The following is a 15,979-nucleotide window of genomic DNA, read 5'->3' on the forward strand; positions in this document are numbered from 1 at the left end:
CGTGCGCGCGCCCGTCCTGCTCACCTCCGCCCAGTCGACCAGCACCACCGCCCTGCTCACGGCGGCCGCCGCCCGCCGAGGCCTGGCCACCGCCGTGCTGACCGGCCCGGACACGGTCGAGGAACTCGCCGGGCGGCCCGTCCACTGGTACGGCGGGCCGCTCGCCGCGGCCCGGATCACCACGCCGCTCGGCCTCGCCCTGCTCGAGCCCGAGGACGACTGGCTCGCCCGCCTCCCCGAGGAGTTCACCCGCCGCCGGATCGAACTCACCACCCTCGCCGAGGCCTGGACGCTGCGCCACCCCGCCTTCGTGAAGCCACCCGCCGACAAGTCGGTCCCGCCCGCGGTCTACCCGGACGGTTCCCGGCTGCCCCGCACCGGTGAGCGGATCGGCCCGGACACCCCCGTCCTGGTCAGCGAGCCGGTGACGTTCGCCGCCGAGTACCGGCTGTTCCTGCTCGACGGCGAGGTGCTCACCGGCAGCCGCTACGCCCGCTTCGGCCGGCTCGACCCGGCGCCGCTGACGGCAGCCGCCGCCGCCTTCGCCCGCCGCCTGCTCGACGCCGTCGGGGACACCCTGCCCAGCGCCGTCGCCCTGGACGTCGGCCCGATCGCCGACCCGTACGACCCGGCCGAGCACTGGGCCGTGGTCGAGGCCAACCTGCCCTGGTTCGCGCACTGCTACGCCGCCGACCCGGACCGGGTCCTGGACGTCGTGCTGCGCGCGGCCGGGCCCGCCGCCCAACTCGCCGGGCCCGACCGTCGCTTCGTCCGGACGATCCGTACGATCGGCTGACGACAGGCGGGCGCCCGCGACCGGTCGGCCTCCCGACACCTCACGGACACTCGCCGTTCGACGGCCGGACGCCGAACGGTACGGCGGGCCGTGAAGCATGGCGCGGTCGGCGGCGCCCTCGGCGGGCGCGGCCGGGTGTGCACGACCGAAAGGAAGCCCCACCATGTCCGCAGCCCAGTGGCCCCGCCCCCGCGTCCTCGTCGTCGGGATCGACGGAGTCCGCCACGACTACCTGGCGCAGGTGCCGATGCCGCGCCTCCAGGAGGTCGCCGAGGCCGGGTTCCTGGTGCCGGTCACCGTCGCGGACACCACGCCCACCATGTCCGGGCCCTGCTGGACCACCATCGTGACCGGCGTCGAGCCCGCCAAGCACGGCGTGTGGGGCAATCACCTGGGCGGCAACCGGCTGGACGTCTTCCCCGACTTCGCCACCCGCCTCAACCGCGGCGACCGCCGCCGCACCTTCGTCGCGGCCGGCTGGGACCCGCTGATGATCAACGAGTCCGGCGGCCCGCTCTTCCGCGCCCCCGGCCGGCTCTCCTACATCGCCCCGGCCGAGGACACTCCCGAGGCCTGGGAGACCGTCGACGAGGAGGTCACCCGGGAGGCCGTCCACGTCCTCGGCACCGCCGACCCCGAGGCCTCCTTCGTCTACCTCGGCGCGGTGGACGAGACCGCCCACTTCCTCGGCTGCGGCGAGGAGTACCGCGCCGCCATGCGCACCGCCGACGAGCGCCTCGGCCGCCTGCTCGACGCCGTCCGCGGCCGGGCGACCCACGCCGAGGAGCAGTGGACCGTCATCGTGGTCACCGACCACGGGCACGTCGACACCGGCGGCCACGGCGGCCGTACGGTCGAGGAGCGGACCGCCTGGGTCGCCTGCGCCGGGCACGACATCCCGGCCGGTCCGCCCACCGGCGAGATCCGCCACCCCGACGTCGCCGCCCAGGTGTACGCCTCGCTGCTGCGCCCGATCGACCCGCACTGGACCCTCGATGGCCGCCCCTTCCCGGTCGCCCGTCCGGTGCCCGCGGCCGTCTGACGCCTGCCCCGCCTCTCTCCCCGCGCCGCCCGTCCCGTACCGCCCGTCCGTACCGCCGATGCTCCGGGTGCAGCAGGCCGGGCTGCGGCGGAGCCCGGGTTGCGTCAGGCTCGATCGGGGCTCGGAGCGGACTCGAGACCGGCGTGTCAGCCCGAGCACCGGAACGGCACCTACCTCGGGGACCGGGTCCGCGGACATACGCCTGAAGGTGGAGACGGTACCCCGTGGGTCGGCTGCAAGATCGCGACCTCGTGGTGACGCTCCGGCAGGGCGGCCAGGGCCACGATGGTTACACCCGGCCGGCGGACCGCTCCGCCCGGACAGGCCGCGGAGGGCCGCGGACGAACCGGCAACGGACGCATCGGCAACGAACACGGAGAGGGCAGTCAGGCATGAAGGGCATCGTGAGCAAGGTCGCGCTGGGAGTCGCGGGCACCGGCATGGCCGTCGCCGTGGTAGCCGTGGCAATCGGCCCGCGGGTGTCCGAGTGGTACGACGGGCGCCACCAGGAACAGGCCTCGTACGACAGCGGCTCGCAGGCCAAGGCCGAACGCCGCTCGATGCCCACCTGGCTGCCCGACAACGCCTCCTCGGTGAAGTACCTGATGTCCACCAAGGGCGACGACCGGCTGCTGCGGGCCACGATCCCCGAGGGGCGGCTGCCCGCCGGCTGCAGCACCGGGCTGCCGGGCCGGGGCCCGCACCCGGTGCCGGTCTCGCTCAAGGCCGGCTGGTTCCCGGAGGGCGTCGCGGCCAAGGCCATCGGCACCTGCGGGCATTACAATGTGACGCTCACCGGCAACCAGCTCTACGCGTGGCAGGACGGCGCGACGCTGCAGGCGGCCCTGCGGGCCGAGCACGTCGCCAAGCACTGAGGGTGCTGATTCGGGCGTTGACCGCGGATCAGCCGTCCTGACCAGGGAACGAACGGCCCGCCGGGCACCGGAAGGTGCGGGCGGGCCGTCGTCGTGCGCGTGCTGTGGATCGGCCGGTGGGCGGATCCGTCCCGGTGCACCCATGTCGGCGCCTGCGCCCACCGGGCTGCGATAGGACGGATCGCGAACGAACACCACGTCACCGCGTCCGTGAGGAGACCCATGCCCGGCCCGACCGTCGGCCCCGCCGGCGACACGCCGACCGCTTCCGCCCAGACCACCGCCCAGAGCAGCGCCACGGCACCCGCCGCCGCCCCGACCGGGCCCGGCCGGGCCACGATCGCCGTCCTCGGCGGCCTCACTGCGCTCGGCCCGCTCACCACCGACCTCTACCTCCCCGGCCTGCCCGCGATCGCCGACGACCTGGTCGCCGAACCGGCGGCCGTCCAGCTCACCCTGACCTTCTCGATGTTCGGGGTCGCGGCCGGGCAACTGCTCTTCGGGCCGCTCAGCGACCGCTTCGGGCGGCGCCCGCCGCTGCTCGTCGGACTGGTCGTCTACACCCTGTCCAGCGTGGTGTGCGTGCTCGCGCCGAACCTCCCGGTGCTGGTCGCCGCCCGGTTCGTCCAGGGCGCGGCAGGGTCGGCGGGACTGGTCATCGGACGCGCCGTCGCCCGGGACCGCTTCCAGGGCGTCGCGATGCTGCGCTTCCTCGCCTCGATCGCGCTGATATCCGGGCTGGCGCCGATCCTCGCCCCGATCATCGGCGCGCAGCTGCTGCGGTTCACCTCCTGGCGCGGCACCTTCGGGGCGCTCACGGCGCTCGGACTGCTGCTCACCCTGGCCGCGTTCGGCGCGCTGCGCGAGACGCTGCCGCCGCAGGCCCGGAACGGCGGCGGGGTGGGCGCGGCGCTGCGCACGATCGGGCGGCTGCTGCGCCACCTGCCGTTCCTGGGGCTGGCGTTGACCAGTTCGCTGGCGTTCGGCGCGCTGTTCGGGTACATCAGCGGGTCGTCGACGGTGCTGCAGCACGTGTACCAGGTCTCGCCGCAGACCTACAGCCTGCTGTTCGGGCTGAACTCGGTGTCCATCGTGGTGATGACCCAGCTGAACGGGCGGGTGCTGGCACCGCGCTTCGCGGCGCGGTCGCTGATGCTGGCCGGGCTCGGGGCGGCGGTCGCGGCCGGGGTGGCGCTGGTGCTGCTGACGACGGTGTGGGACTTCGGGCTGGCCGGGTTCTGTCCGCCGCTGTTCGTGCTGATGGGCAGCCTCGGGGTGGTGCTGCCGAACACGGCGGCTCAGGCGCTGAGCCTGGTCGAGCCGCAGACGGCCGGGACGGCCTCGGCGCTGCTGGGGACGGGCAACTTCCTGTGCGGCGCGGTGGTGGCGCCGCTGAGCAGCCTCGGCGGACGGCCGTCGGCGGTGCTGCTGGCGGTGGTGGTGCTGGGCTGCGGAGTGCTGGCGCTCACGGCGTACGTGGCGCTGTGCCGGCCGGGGCGGCTGCGCGAGGCGGCGGGGTGAGAGGGGGGGTGAGAGGCGGCGGGCGGCTTGCGGCTGACAGCTGAGGCCTGCCTGACACCTGACGACAAACGGATGACAGCTGACAGATGTTGAAATCTGTCAGCTGTCATCCGTCACCTGGTATCTGTTACCTGCTGCCTGTCAGCCCTCGGCCGTCACCGCCCTCAGGCGATCGAGAAGTCGTCCCCGTATACACTGCCCTGCCCGTACCAGCCGTGCAGGTACACCGTGACGGTGCCGGAGGCGCCGGTGGTGAAGGGCGCGGACAGCTTGGTCCAGCCTGAGGAGTTGGTCCAGGTGCTGGCGGTGGCGCCGCCGCTGACACCCAGGTAGGCGTAGTTGCCCTGCACCCAACCGCTCAGCGTGTAGCTGGTGTTGGGCTTCAGGGTCACGGTCTGGGTGCACTCGCCGGTCTGGCTCGCGGAGGCCGCGGCCTGCAGCGCGTACGAGCCGGAGTGGACCGGCGTGGTCACCACGCTGCCGCCGCTCTGGCAGGTCCACGGGGCCAGGCTGCCGGTCTCCAGGCCGCCGTTGACCAGGCCGGTCGGCGGGGCCGTGCCCGTGACGGTCAGCGAGTAGGTCGCGGTGTGGCTGCCGGAGGGCGCGGTGGCGGTCACCGTCAGTGGGTAGGTGCCCGCCGCGGCGGCCGAGGTGGTGGTCACGTTCAGGGTGGCGCTGCCGCCGGCGGTGACGCTGCCGGGGGTGACGGTGGCGGTGACGCCGGCCGGCGCGCCGCCGACCGAGAGGTTGACGCTCTGCGCCGAACCCGCCGTGACCGCCGTCGCGATGGCCGCAGAGGCGGACGAACCGGCTGCCACCGTACCGGAGTTCGGGTTCGCCGCGACCGAGAAGTCGTTGGTCACCGTCGAACCACTGGTGAACGGCGCGAAGACGTGGGTGAATTCCCAGGTGTTCTGGTTGATGCCGGAGCAGGAGTCGTCCCCACCCTTGCCCGCGCAGTTGCCGTTGTCCCGCTGGAGCGCCCAGAAGGACAGCGTGTTGATGCCCTTCGAGACCGCCCAGTTGTACACGCTGTTGGCGTTGGCCACCGTGAAGGTCTCGGCCGCGCCGAAGTCGTCGATGCCGGGCATCTCGGTGATCCCGATCGAACCCCACAGCTGTGTCGGGGTCTTGGACGGGTAGAGCCCGGCCAGCTGGTTGTACAGGCCCTGCGCCGAGGTCTGGGTGTCGGCCGCCATGTCGTGGGTGGCGTTGTCGTAGTAGTCGAAGGTCATCATGTTGACGACGTCGATCCGCGCGTTGTTGCTGACCGCGTTGCGCAGCACCGCGAGGCCGCTGTCGGCCAGTCCGCTGGTGGTGGTCGGCAGGGTGTAGGAGAACTGGACGGTACGCCCGTTGGCGGCGGCCCAGTCCTGCACGGCCTTGATCGCCTTGTTGCGGCGGTCGATGCCGGCCGTGTTGGTCAGTGAGTTGTCCTCGGTGTCGAGGTCGATCCGGCTGATGTCGTAGGTGGTGATCAGGTTCTCGTAGGCGGCCGCGATCTGGTTGACGTCGGTGCAGCTGTCGGCCAGTTCGGTGCCGGTGTTGTCGGCGGTGTAGCCGCCGAAGGAGGGGATCACGTCCCCGCCGTTGGCGCGGATGGTGGCGATGTCGGCGCCGAAGGTCGAGGAGGAGACCGGCTTGGAGGTGTCGCCGTTCCAGTACGGGGTGCAGGAGCCCTTGGTGGCGGCCTGCAGGAAGGCCATCGTCAGGTACTTGGCACCGGACTGCGCGGCCAGGGCGGCGGGGCTCTGGCCGGTCCAGGACTCGAAGTAGGGCGCGAAGACCCGGGTGGGGAGCGGGGTGGCGGCCTGGGCGGAGCCCGTCCCGGCGGCGACCAGACCGGCCGAGGCGGCCAGTGTGGCGCAGGCCGTCAACGCGGCCTGGACGGTTCTGCGAAGACACATGGATTCTCCAACAGACGTGGTGGGGCAGGACGTTGGGGAGGTGCGGGGCGGTCCGGGGCGTCGGCGGCCGTGTGGGGTCGGCCGCGTGGGCCCTGGTCCGGAGCGTTCGTTGCGGACACAGGGGCGTGCGGAACCCACCGACTCGCGTGGAGGCGGGCGACGGTGCGAACGTGCGCGCGCCGTACGGAGCGGGGGTGGAGCGGAGCAGGGCAGGGCGGTGCCTCAGCCGCCGGTGGTCACACCCCCACAGTGCATCCCGGTCGGATCGACATGCTTATGTTTGGACTAGACCACTGGTCTGTCAAGAGAACTAACAGTTCGTCAGCATACGGCCCCGGCTGCCGGAGGGGAGTGATCGGCGGCCAGTGCGTGGCGGTATGCGGTGTGGTGAGGGTTCTGCGGGTGCGGCGGGCCGTCAGACGGGGCGGCGGCCCAGGTCGCCGAGCGTCTCCTCGACCATCCGCAGGGCGGTGGTCTCCTGGTAGCAGCGCAGCGGCGCCAGCTCGCCGACGGCCCAGGTCAACCAGGCGTCGTCACCCAGGAGTTCGGTGTGGTGCGCGCAGGATACGTGCATGAGCATGAAGCGGAGCAGCAGGACGTGGCGGACGGGGTACAGGGCGCGGTGGTGGGTGAACCTCGCGCTCCAGTCCTCCTCCGGGTCGCGCAGCCTGGATCCCAGCTCGGCGCCCGCCCAGGGGTTGCTCGGGCGCAGCGTGAGGAGGGCGAAGGCCTCATCGCGCAGATGCCGATGGCCGCGCACCCGGCGGGCGGGGCGCGGCCACGGCTGCCCGGAGCTCAGGACACCGGGCGGTTCCGGGGGTGGCGGAGGGCGTCAGTGCTGCGGCGGGCAGAGGGTGGCGCGCAGCGCGTCGTTGATCTTCGCGGAGGTGTCCGGGCCGAAGCCCTGCGGGTGGTCGGGCGAGGTGAAGTGCTGGTCGGCCAGCTCGACGAGCTTCGCCTTGTCCTTGGGGAACTGGTACATCGCCTGGCACTGCTTGCGGGCCTGCTCCACCACCTGGTCGGGCTTGCCGCCGACGATCGCCGGGTCGATCGCGTTCAGCGCGGCGACCATCTTGCCGGTCAGGTCGGCGTCCGGCTTGGCGGGCAGTCCGGCGTCGGCGGGCGGCGCGGGCTTGGCCGGGGCCGACCCGTCCGCGCCGGGTGCCGAGGGGTCGGCCGGCGCGGGCGTGGCGGGTGCGGTGGGCGCCGAAGCGGTCGAGCCGGCCGTGGCGGCGCCGGACGGGGTGGCGGCGGCGACGGTGGGGGAGCCGGCCGCGGCGGTGGCCTTGTCCGAGCCCGAGCCCGTGCCCGAGCCCGAGCCCGAACCGGAGCTGGAGCAGGCAGCGAGGCTCACCGCGGCGAGTGCCGTGAGGGAGGCGGCGAGGAGACGAGTGCGCATGGCGTCACACTGTCATGTTCGCGGCGTGGAAGGGAAGGTCCCCTCCGGCCGTCGCGAGCCGCCTCGGACGCGGCGGACGGCGGCCGCGAAGGGACTCCCCCCGCGGCCGCCGTCCGTCGCACCCGGGCCGGCCGTCAGGCGAGCCCGTTGGCCTTCAGCCAGTCCTTGGCCACCGTCGCCGGGTCCTCCTTGTCGACCGAGACGCGCTTCATCAGCCCCGTCAGCCCGGCCGTGTCGAGCTTGGCCGACACCGCGTTGAGCGCCGCCGTCGCGGTGGCGTCCACGCCCGCCTTGTTGACCAGCGGGGTGATGTTCTGCGCGCCGAAGACGCTCTTCGGGTCGGTCAGCGGGACGAGCTTGTACTGGACGATCTTGGGGTCGGTGGTGAACACGTTGCCGACCTGGATGCTGCCGTCCTTGAGCGCGTTCGCGGTGGTGTCGGCGGTGGGCTTCCACTCCTTGAAGGTCAGCCCGTAGGCGTCCTTGAACTGCTGCTCGCGGCGGGACTTGAATTCCGGCGGGCCACCGATGACGAACTCGCCTGCCTTGGCGGCCAGGTCGGAGATGCTCTTGAGGCCGTATTTGTCGGCGGTCTCCTGGGTGACGCTGAGCGAGTCCTTGTCCTCGGCGGGGGAGGAGTCGAGGACCGTCAGCGAGGAGGGCAGCGCCTTGGCCAGCGCCGCGTTCACGTCCTGGGTGGTGACGGCGGTGTTCTTGGCGTCCAGGTAGGCGAGCAGCGCGCCGTTGTACTCGGGCAGGACGGTCAGGTTGCCGCTCTGCAGCTGCCCGTAGAGCACCTCGCGGCTGCCGATGTTGAACTTCTCCTCGACCTTGACGCCCTTGGCCTTGAGCGCCTGCGAGTAGATCGAGCCGAGCAGGACGTTCTCCGGGAAGTTCGCCGAGCCGACGACCACAGTCCCGCCGGAGGCCGACGCGCTCGACCCGCCGCCGAGCGGGTTGCTGCTGTTCGCGGAGGAGCTGCAGGCGGTGGCGCCCAGGGCGAGCGCGGCGAGGGTGCCGAGGAGGACGGCGCGCCTGCTTCTCTTCATTGTCGACATGGTGACAGTTGTCCTTCCGGAGCGGATGGGAGAGGGATGGCCTCAGCGGGCCAGGCGCTGGGCGCGCACCCCGGGCGGGAGCGCGAACCGGGCGAGCAGGGCGAAGAACAGCTGGGCGCCGACCGCGAGCAGCACCACCAGCAGCGCACCGCCCACGGTCACCGCGTACTGCCGGGTGGCCAGCCCGTCGATGACGTAGCGGCCGAGGCCACCCAGCCCGACGTACGCGGCCACCGTGGCGGTCGCGATCACCTGGACGGTCGCGGTGCGGAAGCCCGCCAGCAGGGTCGGTGCGGCGGAGGGCAGGCAGACCTGGAGGAGCACCTGCGGGTGGGTCAGCCCGATCCCGCGCGCGGCGTCCCGGACGTCCGGGTCGGTCCCGCGCACCCCCTCGACGGCCGCCACCAGCAGCGGCGGCGCGGCCAGCGCGACCAGCGGGATCAGCACGGCGGTGTCGCCGACCCCGGCGAGCAGCACCGCGAACGTCACCAGGCCGAGGGTCGGCAGGGCGCGGGCGGCTCCGGCGAGCGCGGTGACCGCGGTGACGCCGCGCCCGGTGTAGCCGATCAGCAGCCCGAGCGGGACGGCGAGCAGCGCGGCGTAGAGCAGGGCCTCGCCGGAGAGCATCAGGTGCTCGGAGACCCGGTGCAGGATCGAGTCCGGGCCGCTGCGGCGGTCCGGGGCGGAGAAGAAGTCGCTCAACCAGTTCAGCCAGTTCACGAGCCCGCCCCCTGCTCCCGGACGGCCCAGGGCGCGAGCAGCCGGCGGGCGGCCACCAGCAGCAGGTCGACGGCCAGGGCCAGGGCGGCGATCAGCGCGATGCCGGCCACGATCGGCGTCGGGAAGGTGCGCTGAAAACCGTCGATGAACAGGTAGCCGAGCCCGCCGCGCCCGACCAGCGCGCCGACGCTGGCCAGCGAGATGCTGGACACCGCGGCGACCCGCAGCCCGGCGATCAGGTACGGCACGGCGGCGGGCAGTTCGACGGCGGTCAGCCGGTGCCACGGCCCGTACCCCATCGCGGTGGCGGCCTGCCGGACGGAGTCCGGGACGGCGCGCAGCCCGTCCACGGTGGTCGGTAGCAGGACGGCGAGGGCGTAGAAGGTGAGCGGGAGCATCACGGTCGCCTGGGTGGCGAGCCCGGTGTACGGGATCAGCACCACGAAGACGGCCAGCGAGGGCAGCGCGTAGACGATGTTGAAGACGGCGGACAGCGGCTGGTACAGCCGGGGGAAGCGGGCGCAGGCGAGGCCGAGCGGGACGGCCAGCAGCAGGCCGATGAGCACCGGGACCAGGGCGATCACGGCGTGGTCGGCGAGCAGGTTGCCGAGGTAGCCGAGGTGGTCGCCGATCCAGTACCAGCGGACGATCGGTTCATCGTCCACCGTCGGCTCCGTCCGCCGAGTCCGTGGCGTCCGCCGAGTCCGTGGTGTCCGCCGAGTCTGTGGCGTCCACTGAGTTCGTGGTGTCCGCCGAGTCCGTGGCGTCTGCCGGTTCCGCCGGGACCGGCTTGTAGATACTCACCGGCTTGTCCACGCCGACGGGCCCGCCGTCGACCGGCGTTAGCGCGGCGAGGACGGCCTCGCGGCTCGCGGTGCCGATCGCCCGGCCGTCGGCGTCCAGCGCGACCGCGACCCCGGCGGGGGAGAGCACGGCGGCGTCCAGGGCGGCGCGCAGGGTGTCGCTGTCCGGGTGGTAGCCGGCGGACGGCTGCAGTTCGGCGGTGCCGGCGCTGCGGTCGATCCAGCCGATCGGGCGGCGCTCGTCGTCCAGGGCCAACTCCCAGCCCCCGTAGTGGAGTCCGTCGTCGACCGGACGCAGCTCGACGGCCTTCGCGGGCCGCAGGCCGAGGCCGCGCAGACCCCGGTCACGGCCGAGGAAGGCGGCCACGCCGTCGTCGGCGGGGGAGGTCAGCAGGGTGTGCGGGTCGGCCAGCTGGGCGATCCGGCCGTGCTCGCGAAGCACCACGACCTGGTCGCCGAGCCGGACGGCCTCCTCGATGTCGTGGGTGACGAACAGCACAGTCTTGTGCAGCTCGGACTGCAGCCGCAGCAGCTCCTCCTGGAGCCCGGCCCGCACCACCGGGTCGACGGCGCTGAAGGGTTCGTCCATCAGCAGCACCGGCGGGTCGGCGGCCAGCGCCCGGGCCACACCGACCCGCTGCTGCTGGCCACCGGACAGCTGGAACGGGTAGCGCTTGGCGGTCTCGGGCGCGAGCCCGACCAGTTCGAGCAGTTCGGCGGCCCGTGCGCGGGCCTTCTTGCGGTCCCAGCCGAGCAGGTACGGAACGGTGGCGATGTTGTCGATCACCTTGCGGTGCGGGAAGAGCCCGGCCTGCTGGATCACGTACCCGATGCCGCGGCGCAGCTTGGCGGGCTCCAGCTTCGCGACGTCGGTGTCGTCCAGCAGCACCCGGCCGGAGGTGGGCTCGACCATCCGGTTGACCATGCGCAGCAGGGTGGTCTTGCCGCAGCCGGACGGCCCTACCAGGACGGTTATCCGACCGGTGGGGACCTCCAGGTCCAGGCCCTCGACCGCGACGGTGCCGTCGGGGTGGCGCTTGCCGGCGCCCTCGAATCTGATCACTGAGTGTTTCCTCGTCAGGGCGCCCCGGCGAGGCGGCGCCTGTGTCTGTCGGTCGTTCGGCTCGTTCGGTTGATGGCGGTTGCACCGCCCGGGCGTTCTTCCGCCCGCGTGGCTGCCCAGCTTCGGACCGGCGGAAACTCTGATCAGAGTATGACCTGCATCATCTCCTGTCCCTGATTTACGGCCCGGCACGTGGCGTGACCGCGACTCAGCGGCCGGAGGGGCACTAACGGGTCGGCAGCCCTGCCGCCGCCCAGCCGACGAATCCGCCGTCCAGGTCGGTCGCCCGGTGCAGGCCGAGTTGGCGCAGGGAGGCCGCGGCCAGGCTGGAGGCGTAGCCCTCGGAGCAGACCACGATCACCTCGATGTCGTAGCCCGAGGCCTCGGGGATGCGGTGACTGCCCGTCGGGTCGAGCCGCCACTCCAGGACGTTGCGTTCGATGATCAGCGAGCCGGGGATCTCACCCTCGGCCGCCCGCTGCGCCGCCGGACGGATGTCCACCAGCAGCGCGCCGTCCAGATGGGCCTGGTACGCCTCCCGGGCGCGCGGTCGGTGGACGCCCTCGCGGGCCCGCTCCACCAGGTCGTCGATCGTGGTCACCACTTCTCCGGCCCTTCCTCCGAGGTGCGGACGAGCCCGCCGGCCCGCAGGTCGTAGTGCGCCATCGAGCTGAGCGGGGGCGAGTAGGCGTGCAGGGTGACGGCCGGGCCGGAGGCGGTGTTGCGCATGTCGTGCACGTACTCCGGACCGAAGGCGCGGGCGGTTCCGGCCGGGACCCGGCGGATCAGCAGGCCCTGTTCCGGGCCGCCGAGGGACAGCTCCTCCAACTCGCCGAGGGCGACGGTGAACGCGCCGCGCGAGCCGCCGTGGTCGTGGAAGCCGGTCGACTGGCCGGGCAGCCAGCTGATCAGCCAGACCTCGTGGTCGTCCTCGGCCACCAGCCGCCGGTACCAGCGCTCATCGGTGGAGAGCCGGACCAGGTGGATCCACTGCTCGGGCTGCTCGGCCAGCTCGCGGACGACCGTCCGCAGGGCCTTCGGGGTGAGTGGGGCCTTCGGGGCGTGTGGCGGGGTCTCGGAGACGAGGTCCAGGCTCATGAGGCGTCCTCGGGTGCGGCGGGAACGTCGGCAGGGGTGCGCCCGAGGCCGGTGGCGTGGTGCGGAGCGACCGGTCAGGCACGCACAGGTGCCGTCGGGCGAGGGGGGTTCAGAACTGCGGGTGCGGGTGCGCGGTGCGGGCCCTGGCAGAGGTCACAGGGCGGAACCGGCGGAGCGGAGCAAGGTCAACAGGCACAGATGGAACTCGCCTGGCGTCGCAGATCGACGTGCAGGCGGCAAACCAGAGTGGTGCCGGAGTCCATGCACCGGATCCTTTCCGAGCCGGTCGGACGAAGTCAAGCCGGGGCGCCCGCCTGTTGCGCCCTGTTAACTCCCCGGCTCGACCATCGGCTCACTCTCCAACTCGACTCCCGCCGCGCAGCCGGGGCTCACCCCGCCGCGGGACGGCGCGGCGTCGGTGGGGCCGCAGCCGACCGGCCGGACGGCGTCGAGGTCGGGTCGCCCGGCGGCTGCGCGGGGACGGGCGCGGCGGAGCCGTCCGCGCCGGCCGTGAGGGCCTGTTCGATCACCGGCCCGGCCTGCTCGCCCAGGTAGCGGCCGAGCGTCTGGTAGGCGTCGAACTGCTGGTGGTTGAACCACTGGTCGCTGGTGCCGTCGTTCGGGAAGGCCCCGTTGGCCACGGCGTAGGAGTGCAGCTCGTACGGCATGCCGACGGTCAGCACCGCCTGGAGGATGACCAGCGTGCCGTGCCGTTCGGAGTCCGGCTCGCCGCCGACGGCCGGGTAGTGGATGTCCCCGGTGATCACGCCCCGGGCCGAGAGCCGGTCGGCGAGCTGGGCCGCCAGCCCTTGCAGGGGCGTGCCGCCCGCGCCCCGGTCGGCGGTGGCGCTGCCCGGGATCAGCAGCTCCGGCTGGTGCAGGGTGATGACGATGCCGAGCTCCTCGCGGGCCAAGGTGATCGCGGCGGCCAGGTTGCCGGCGTAGCCGGAGTCCCCGCTGGCGTCGATGCTCACGGCCGTCCGCACCCGGTGCCGCAGCAGCTCGACCAGGCCGAGGTTCTCGTAGTGCCCGCCGTCGGTGGTGAGCAGGAAGCGGTCGTCCACCGGGAACCGGCCGGTCAGCTCCCGCAGTTGGTACGGGAGCCGGCGGACGGCGGGCTGCCCGGGGCGGCGCCAGTCCGGGGTGCCGGACCAGGCCGGGCCGAGCTGCGCCGGATTGGGCAGCCACGTCCCGAGCCGGGCGTTGGTCACCGCGAACAGCCCCTGGTAGACCCGGGACTGGCGGCCCATCGCGGAGGAGAAGGCGGCGCCGGAGACGGCCATCGCCGACTGCACGGTGAGGTCGCGGGCGATGTGCCGACGGGTGCGCCGCTCCAGCAGGTCGGTGCGCGCGTACCCGACGTCCGGACCGCCCACGTAGTCGTGGGAGAGCGAGAAGGAGACCGCCCGACGGCCGGGCGGCGTACGGGAGTTGCCGGACAGGTTGGCCGCGGCCGAGAAGATCACCTGTGGGAAGTCGGGGTGCCGGGCGGCGTAGTGGCTCAGCCAGGTCTGCTCCCGGTAGAAGTCGTACCGGCGGGCCAGCGTGCGGCCGCCCTCGGTGACCCGGCGAACCGCGAACGCCGAGGCCAGACGCAGCCGGTAGAACGGGTGGAGGCTCATCCAGGTCTGGTCGAGGTTGAGCCCGACCGCGCCGAGCACCAGCGGCAGCAGCACCTGGACGGCGGTCGGCCAGGCGTACCCGGTGGCGACCGCCCAGCCCAGGGCCAGCAGCGCGCCGGCCGTCAGCGTGGTGAGGGCGGCCCACACCACGAGGTACTGGGGGAGGTTGGCGGTCAGCCCGCCGCCGAGGCGGCCCGCGCCGCGCAGCGCCCCGCCGAGGGCGCTCACGCTCCGGCCGATCGCCCGGCGGTCGCGCCAGAGTATGCCGAGCAGCAGGGCGAGGTAGCTGAGCACCACGGTCAGGCTGAGCCCGGCGCCGGTCAGCTGCGGCCCGGCCGCCAGCGCCTGCTGGAGCCGGACCGCGCCCCAGGCCAGGCCCGGCACCGCCAGCACACCTACGGCCAGCAGCCCGGCCAGCGCGAGCGCGGCGTAGTTGAGCCGGCGCAGCGCGCGCGGCAGCAGCGCGTGCCAGCCGAGCGGCGGGAAGGCCAGCAGCCACAGCAGCCAGCACCCGGCAGCAGTCGCCAGCAGCGCGCCGAGGGCGGCCAGCGCGGGCGCCCGGAACGCCAAGGCGCCCGGCACGGCGCCCGGGTGGCGCAGGCCGGCGGCCGCCAGGGTGCCCAGATCGGTGAGCGGGACGGCGTGGTAGAAGCGGCTGAGGCCGAGGCCGAGCACCAGGACGGCGGCCAGCAGCAGGGTGAGTGCGGACAGCACGCCGCGCAGCAGTGTCCCGAGGGCGACCAGCCACTCGCCGGTGCCGTCGGCGATGTATTTGCTGTGGCGGCGGAGGTGGTCCTCCTCCGGGGAGCCGGGCTCCATCACGGTGTCGGCCGTCAGGCCCGAGACGGCGTGCACCGGGCTGCCGGGCGCGGAGTCGCTGAGCGCGAGCTGCAGCGCACCCACGGTGTAGCCGCCGCCCGAGACGGAGACCAGGTAGCGCGCGCGTTTCAGCCACGGGCGCAGGGCCTGGAGCGCGCCGAGCGTGACGCAGGCCGAGCGGATGCCGCCGCCGGAGGCGCAGAAGCCCAGCTCGGCGGGCTCGCGGCCGGGCGGCACCCGACCGGCGTCCCGCCAGTGGGTGTGGGCGCCGGGGGCGTCGGCCGCCGACGGCTCCCGCTGAGGTGCTTCGTATGGCGACCGGCCGTGTCGGGGGGCCACCGGCCACGGTGGGATCAGTGCCGGGCGCTGCGGGTCGGCGTCGTCGGCGGGCTTCGCGGCCGGGGCCCGGAGGCCGCGCACCGCCCGGGCGGCCGTCACCGCCAGCAGACCCGCGGCGGCCACCCCGGCGGGCAGGAGCAGCAGCCAGGCGACGGTGGCCAGCGCCGCGGCCCCCGCGAAGGGGGTGTCGGAGCCGCCGTGGTCGAGCCCGAGACGCAGCAGGACGTTCGCCCCGAGGTCGCAGCCCGCGGCGAGTAGCCCCGCGGCTCCGACCGCGAGCGCCGGGCCGAGTCGGAGCCGCCGCCCCAGCACGTACCCGCCCAGCAACGCGGCGGACACCAGCGTCAGCCCGTAGCCGCCGATCAGCCAGGGTTCGGCGCGCAGGGCGGCCCGGTACGCCGAGGAGCGCTCGCCGACGACCGCCTCGGCGGCAGCCCGGGAACCGGCCAGTTGCAGGGTGGTCAGTCCGGTCCGGGGCGCCGGCGCCCGGCTCAGCAGGAGGCCGAGGGCGAGCGGCAGCAGGGCCGCGAGGGCGAGCAGCAGGCCCGCCCAGGCGGGCAGGGCCGGCGGACGCCCCGCCGGGCCTTCACCCCCGGTCGTTCCGGTCGTTCTAGTCGTTTCGTTCGTTCCGGTCGGCGCCGACGTGCCCGTCGGTGCCGTGGTGTCCGCCGTACGCTCCTCGTGCCCCTCGACTGCTGCCATCCGTACCACCCCCCCGTTCGGCCTCCTGCCGACCGTCGATCCCCGTGTTCGATCCCCGAAGTCGCGCTGCACCGGCTTCAGATGACGATCCGTCGAAGCGCCCACGCGCGTTTTACCCTGCCGTGGCCGATTCCGCACCCCCGGTGACCGCTTTCACTCGAATGAGTAAGGAGGTCACTTCCGGGGTAGATGAGCGTTTCATCCCACTCAGGACC

15 protein-coding genes are annotated in these 15,979 nt (G+C 73.5%); 4 read left to right on the plus strand and 11 right to left on the minus strand.

From position 1 onward, the window contains the following. Position 1: 1 nt before the first annotated feature. The 4 genes from ACIG5E_RS01105 to ACIG5E_RS01120 all read left to right on the plus strand — a co-directional run bounded on the left by ACIG5E_RS01105 (position 2) and on the right by ACIG5E_RS01120 (position 4,234). The gene (locus tag ACIG5E_RS01105; RefSeq protein WP_396530674.1) at positions 2–796 is read left to right on the plus strand and encodes an ATP-grasp domain-containing protein; all 795 of its coding nucleotides are present in this window, start codon (positions 2–4) and stop codon (positions 794–796) included. Between the two features lie 163 nt (positions 797–959). Beyond that, complete coding sequence (locus ACIG5E_RS01110; RefSeq protein ID WP_396530675.1) at positions 960–1,838, plus strand: alkaline phosphatase family protein; 879 nt, start codon at positions 960–962, stop codon at positions 1,836–1,838. Positions 1,839–2,230: 392 nt separating this feature from the next. Beyond that, positions 2,231–2,713 carry a hypothetical protein gene (locus tag ACIG5E_RS01115; RefSeq protein WP_396530676.1) on the plus strand — a complete coding sequence of 161 codons (483 nt, stop codon included), beginning with the start codon at positions 2,231–2,233 and terminating at the stop codon, positions 2,711–2,713. A gap of 222 nt (positions 2,714–2,935) precedes the next feature. After that, entirely contained in the window at positions 2,936–4,234 is a 1,299-nt protein-coding gene (locus ACIG5E_RS01120; protein ID WP_396530677.1) for a multidrug effflux MFS transporter, read from the plus strand. Between the two features lie 164 nt (positions 4,235–4,398). Here ACIG5E_RS01120 and ACIG5E_RS01125 read toward each other — a convergent pair whose 3' ends face one another. From ACIG5E_RS01125 to ACIG5E_RS01175, 11 genes are all read right to left on the minus strand, one after another. Next, entirely contained in the window at positions 4,399–6,141 is a 1,743-nt protein-coding gene (locus tag ACIG5E_RS01125) for a glycosyl hydrolase family 18 protein (RefSeq protein WP_396530679.1), read from the minus strand. A 415-nt stretch (positions 6,142–6,556) separates the two neighbouring features. Further along, on the minus strand, positions 6,557–6,901 hold the full coding sequence (locus ACIG5E_RS01130) for a hypothetical protein (RefSeq protein ID WP_396530681.1): 345 nt from the start codon (positions 6,899–6,901) through the stop codon (positions 6,557–6,559). 72 nt (positions 6,902–6,973) lie between these two features. Beyond that, on the minus strand, positions 6,974–7,540 hold the full coding sequence (locus tag ACIG5E_RS01135) for a hypothetical protein (protein WP_396530682.1): 567 nt from the start codon (positions 7,538–7,540) through the stop codon (positions 6,974–6,976). Positions 7,541–7,674: 134 nt separating this feature from the next. Continuing rightward, entirely contained in the window at positions 7,675–8,589 is a 915-nt protein-coding gene (locus ACIG5E_RS01140; RefSeq protein ID WP_396530683.1) for an ABC transporter substrate-binding protein, read from the minus strand. A gap of 51 nt (positions 8,590–8,640) precedes the next feature. After that, positions 8,641–9,318, minus strand: coding sequence for an ABC transporter permease (locus tag ACIG5E_RS01145; RefSeq protein ID WP_396530684.1), 678 nt, complete (start codon positions 9,316–9,318; stop codon positions 8,641–8,643). Further along, a complete protein-coding gene (locus ACIG5E_RS01150; RefSeq protein WP_396530685.1) occupies positions 9,315–9,983 on the minus strand; it encodes an ABC transporter permease in 669 nt (222 codons plus the stop codon). The genes ACIG5E_RS01145 and ACIG5E_RS01150 overlap by 4 nt, the downstream gene beginning before the upstream one ends. Continuing rightward, positions 9,973–11,184: an ABC transporter ATP-binding protein gene (locus ACIG5E_RS01155; RefSeq protein ID WP_396530686.1), complete on the minus strand. Its 1,212-nt coding sequence runs from the start codon at positions 11,182–11,184 to the stop codon at positions 9,973–9,975. Before ACIG5E_RS01155 ends, ACIG5E_RS01150 begins: the two co-directional genes overlap by 11 nt. Before the next feature lie 226 nt (positions 11,185–11,410). Beyond that, on the minus strand, positions 11,411–11,788 hold the full coding sequence (locus ACIG5E_RS01160; RefSeq protein ID WP_396530687.1) for a rhodanese-like domain-containing protein: 378 nt from the start codon (positions 11,786–11,788) through the stop codon (positions 11,411–11,413). Next, positions 11,782–12,282: a cysteine dioxygenase gene (locus ACIG5E_RS01165; protein WP_396530688.1), complete on the minus strand. Its 501-nt coding sequence runs from the start codon at positions 12,280–12,282 to the stop codon at positions 11,782–11,784. The genes ACIG5E_RS01160 and ACIG5E_RS01165 overlap by 7 nt, the downstream gene beginning before the upstream one ends. A 185-nt stretch (positions 12,283–12,467) precedes the next feature. After that, on the minus strand, positions 12,468–12,545 hold the full coding sequence (locus ACIG5E_RS01170) for a putative leader peptide (RefSeq protein WP_101948289.1): 78 nt from the start codon (positions 12,543–12,545) through the stop codon (positions 12,468–12,470). A 126-nt stretch (positions 12,546–12,671) separates the two neighbouring features. Beyond that, on the minus strand, positions 12,672–15,764 hold the full coding sequence (locus tag ACIG5E_RS01175; RefSeq protein WP_396530690.1) for a hypothetical protein: 3,093 nt from the start codon (positions 15,762–15,764) through the stop codon (positions 12,672–12,674). Between the last annotated feature and the right edge of the window lie 215 nt (positions 15,765–15,979).

Source organism: Kitasatospora sp. NPDC053057, from assembly GCF_044546945.1.
GTDB lineage: Bacteria > Actinomycetota > Actinomycetes > Streptomycetales > Streptomycetaceae > Kitasatospora.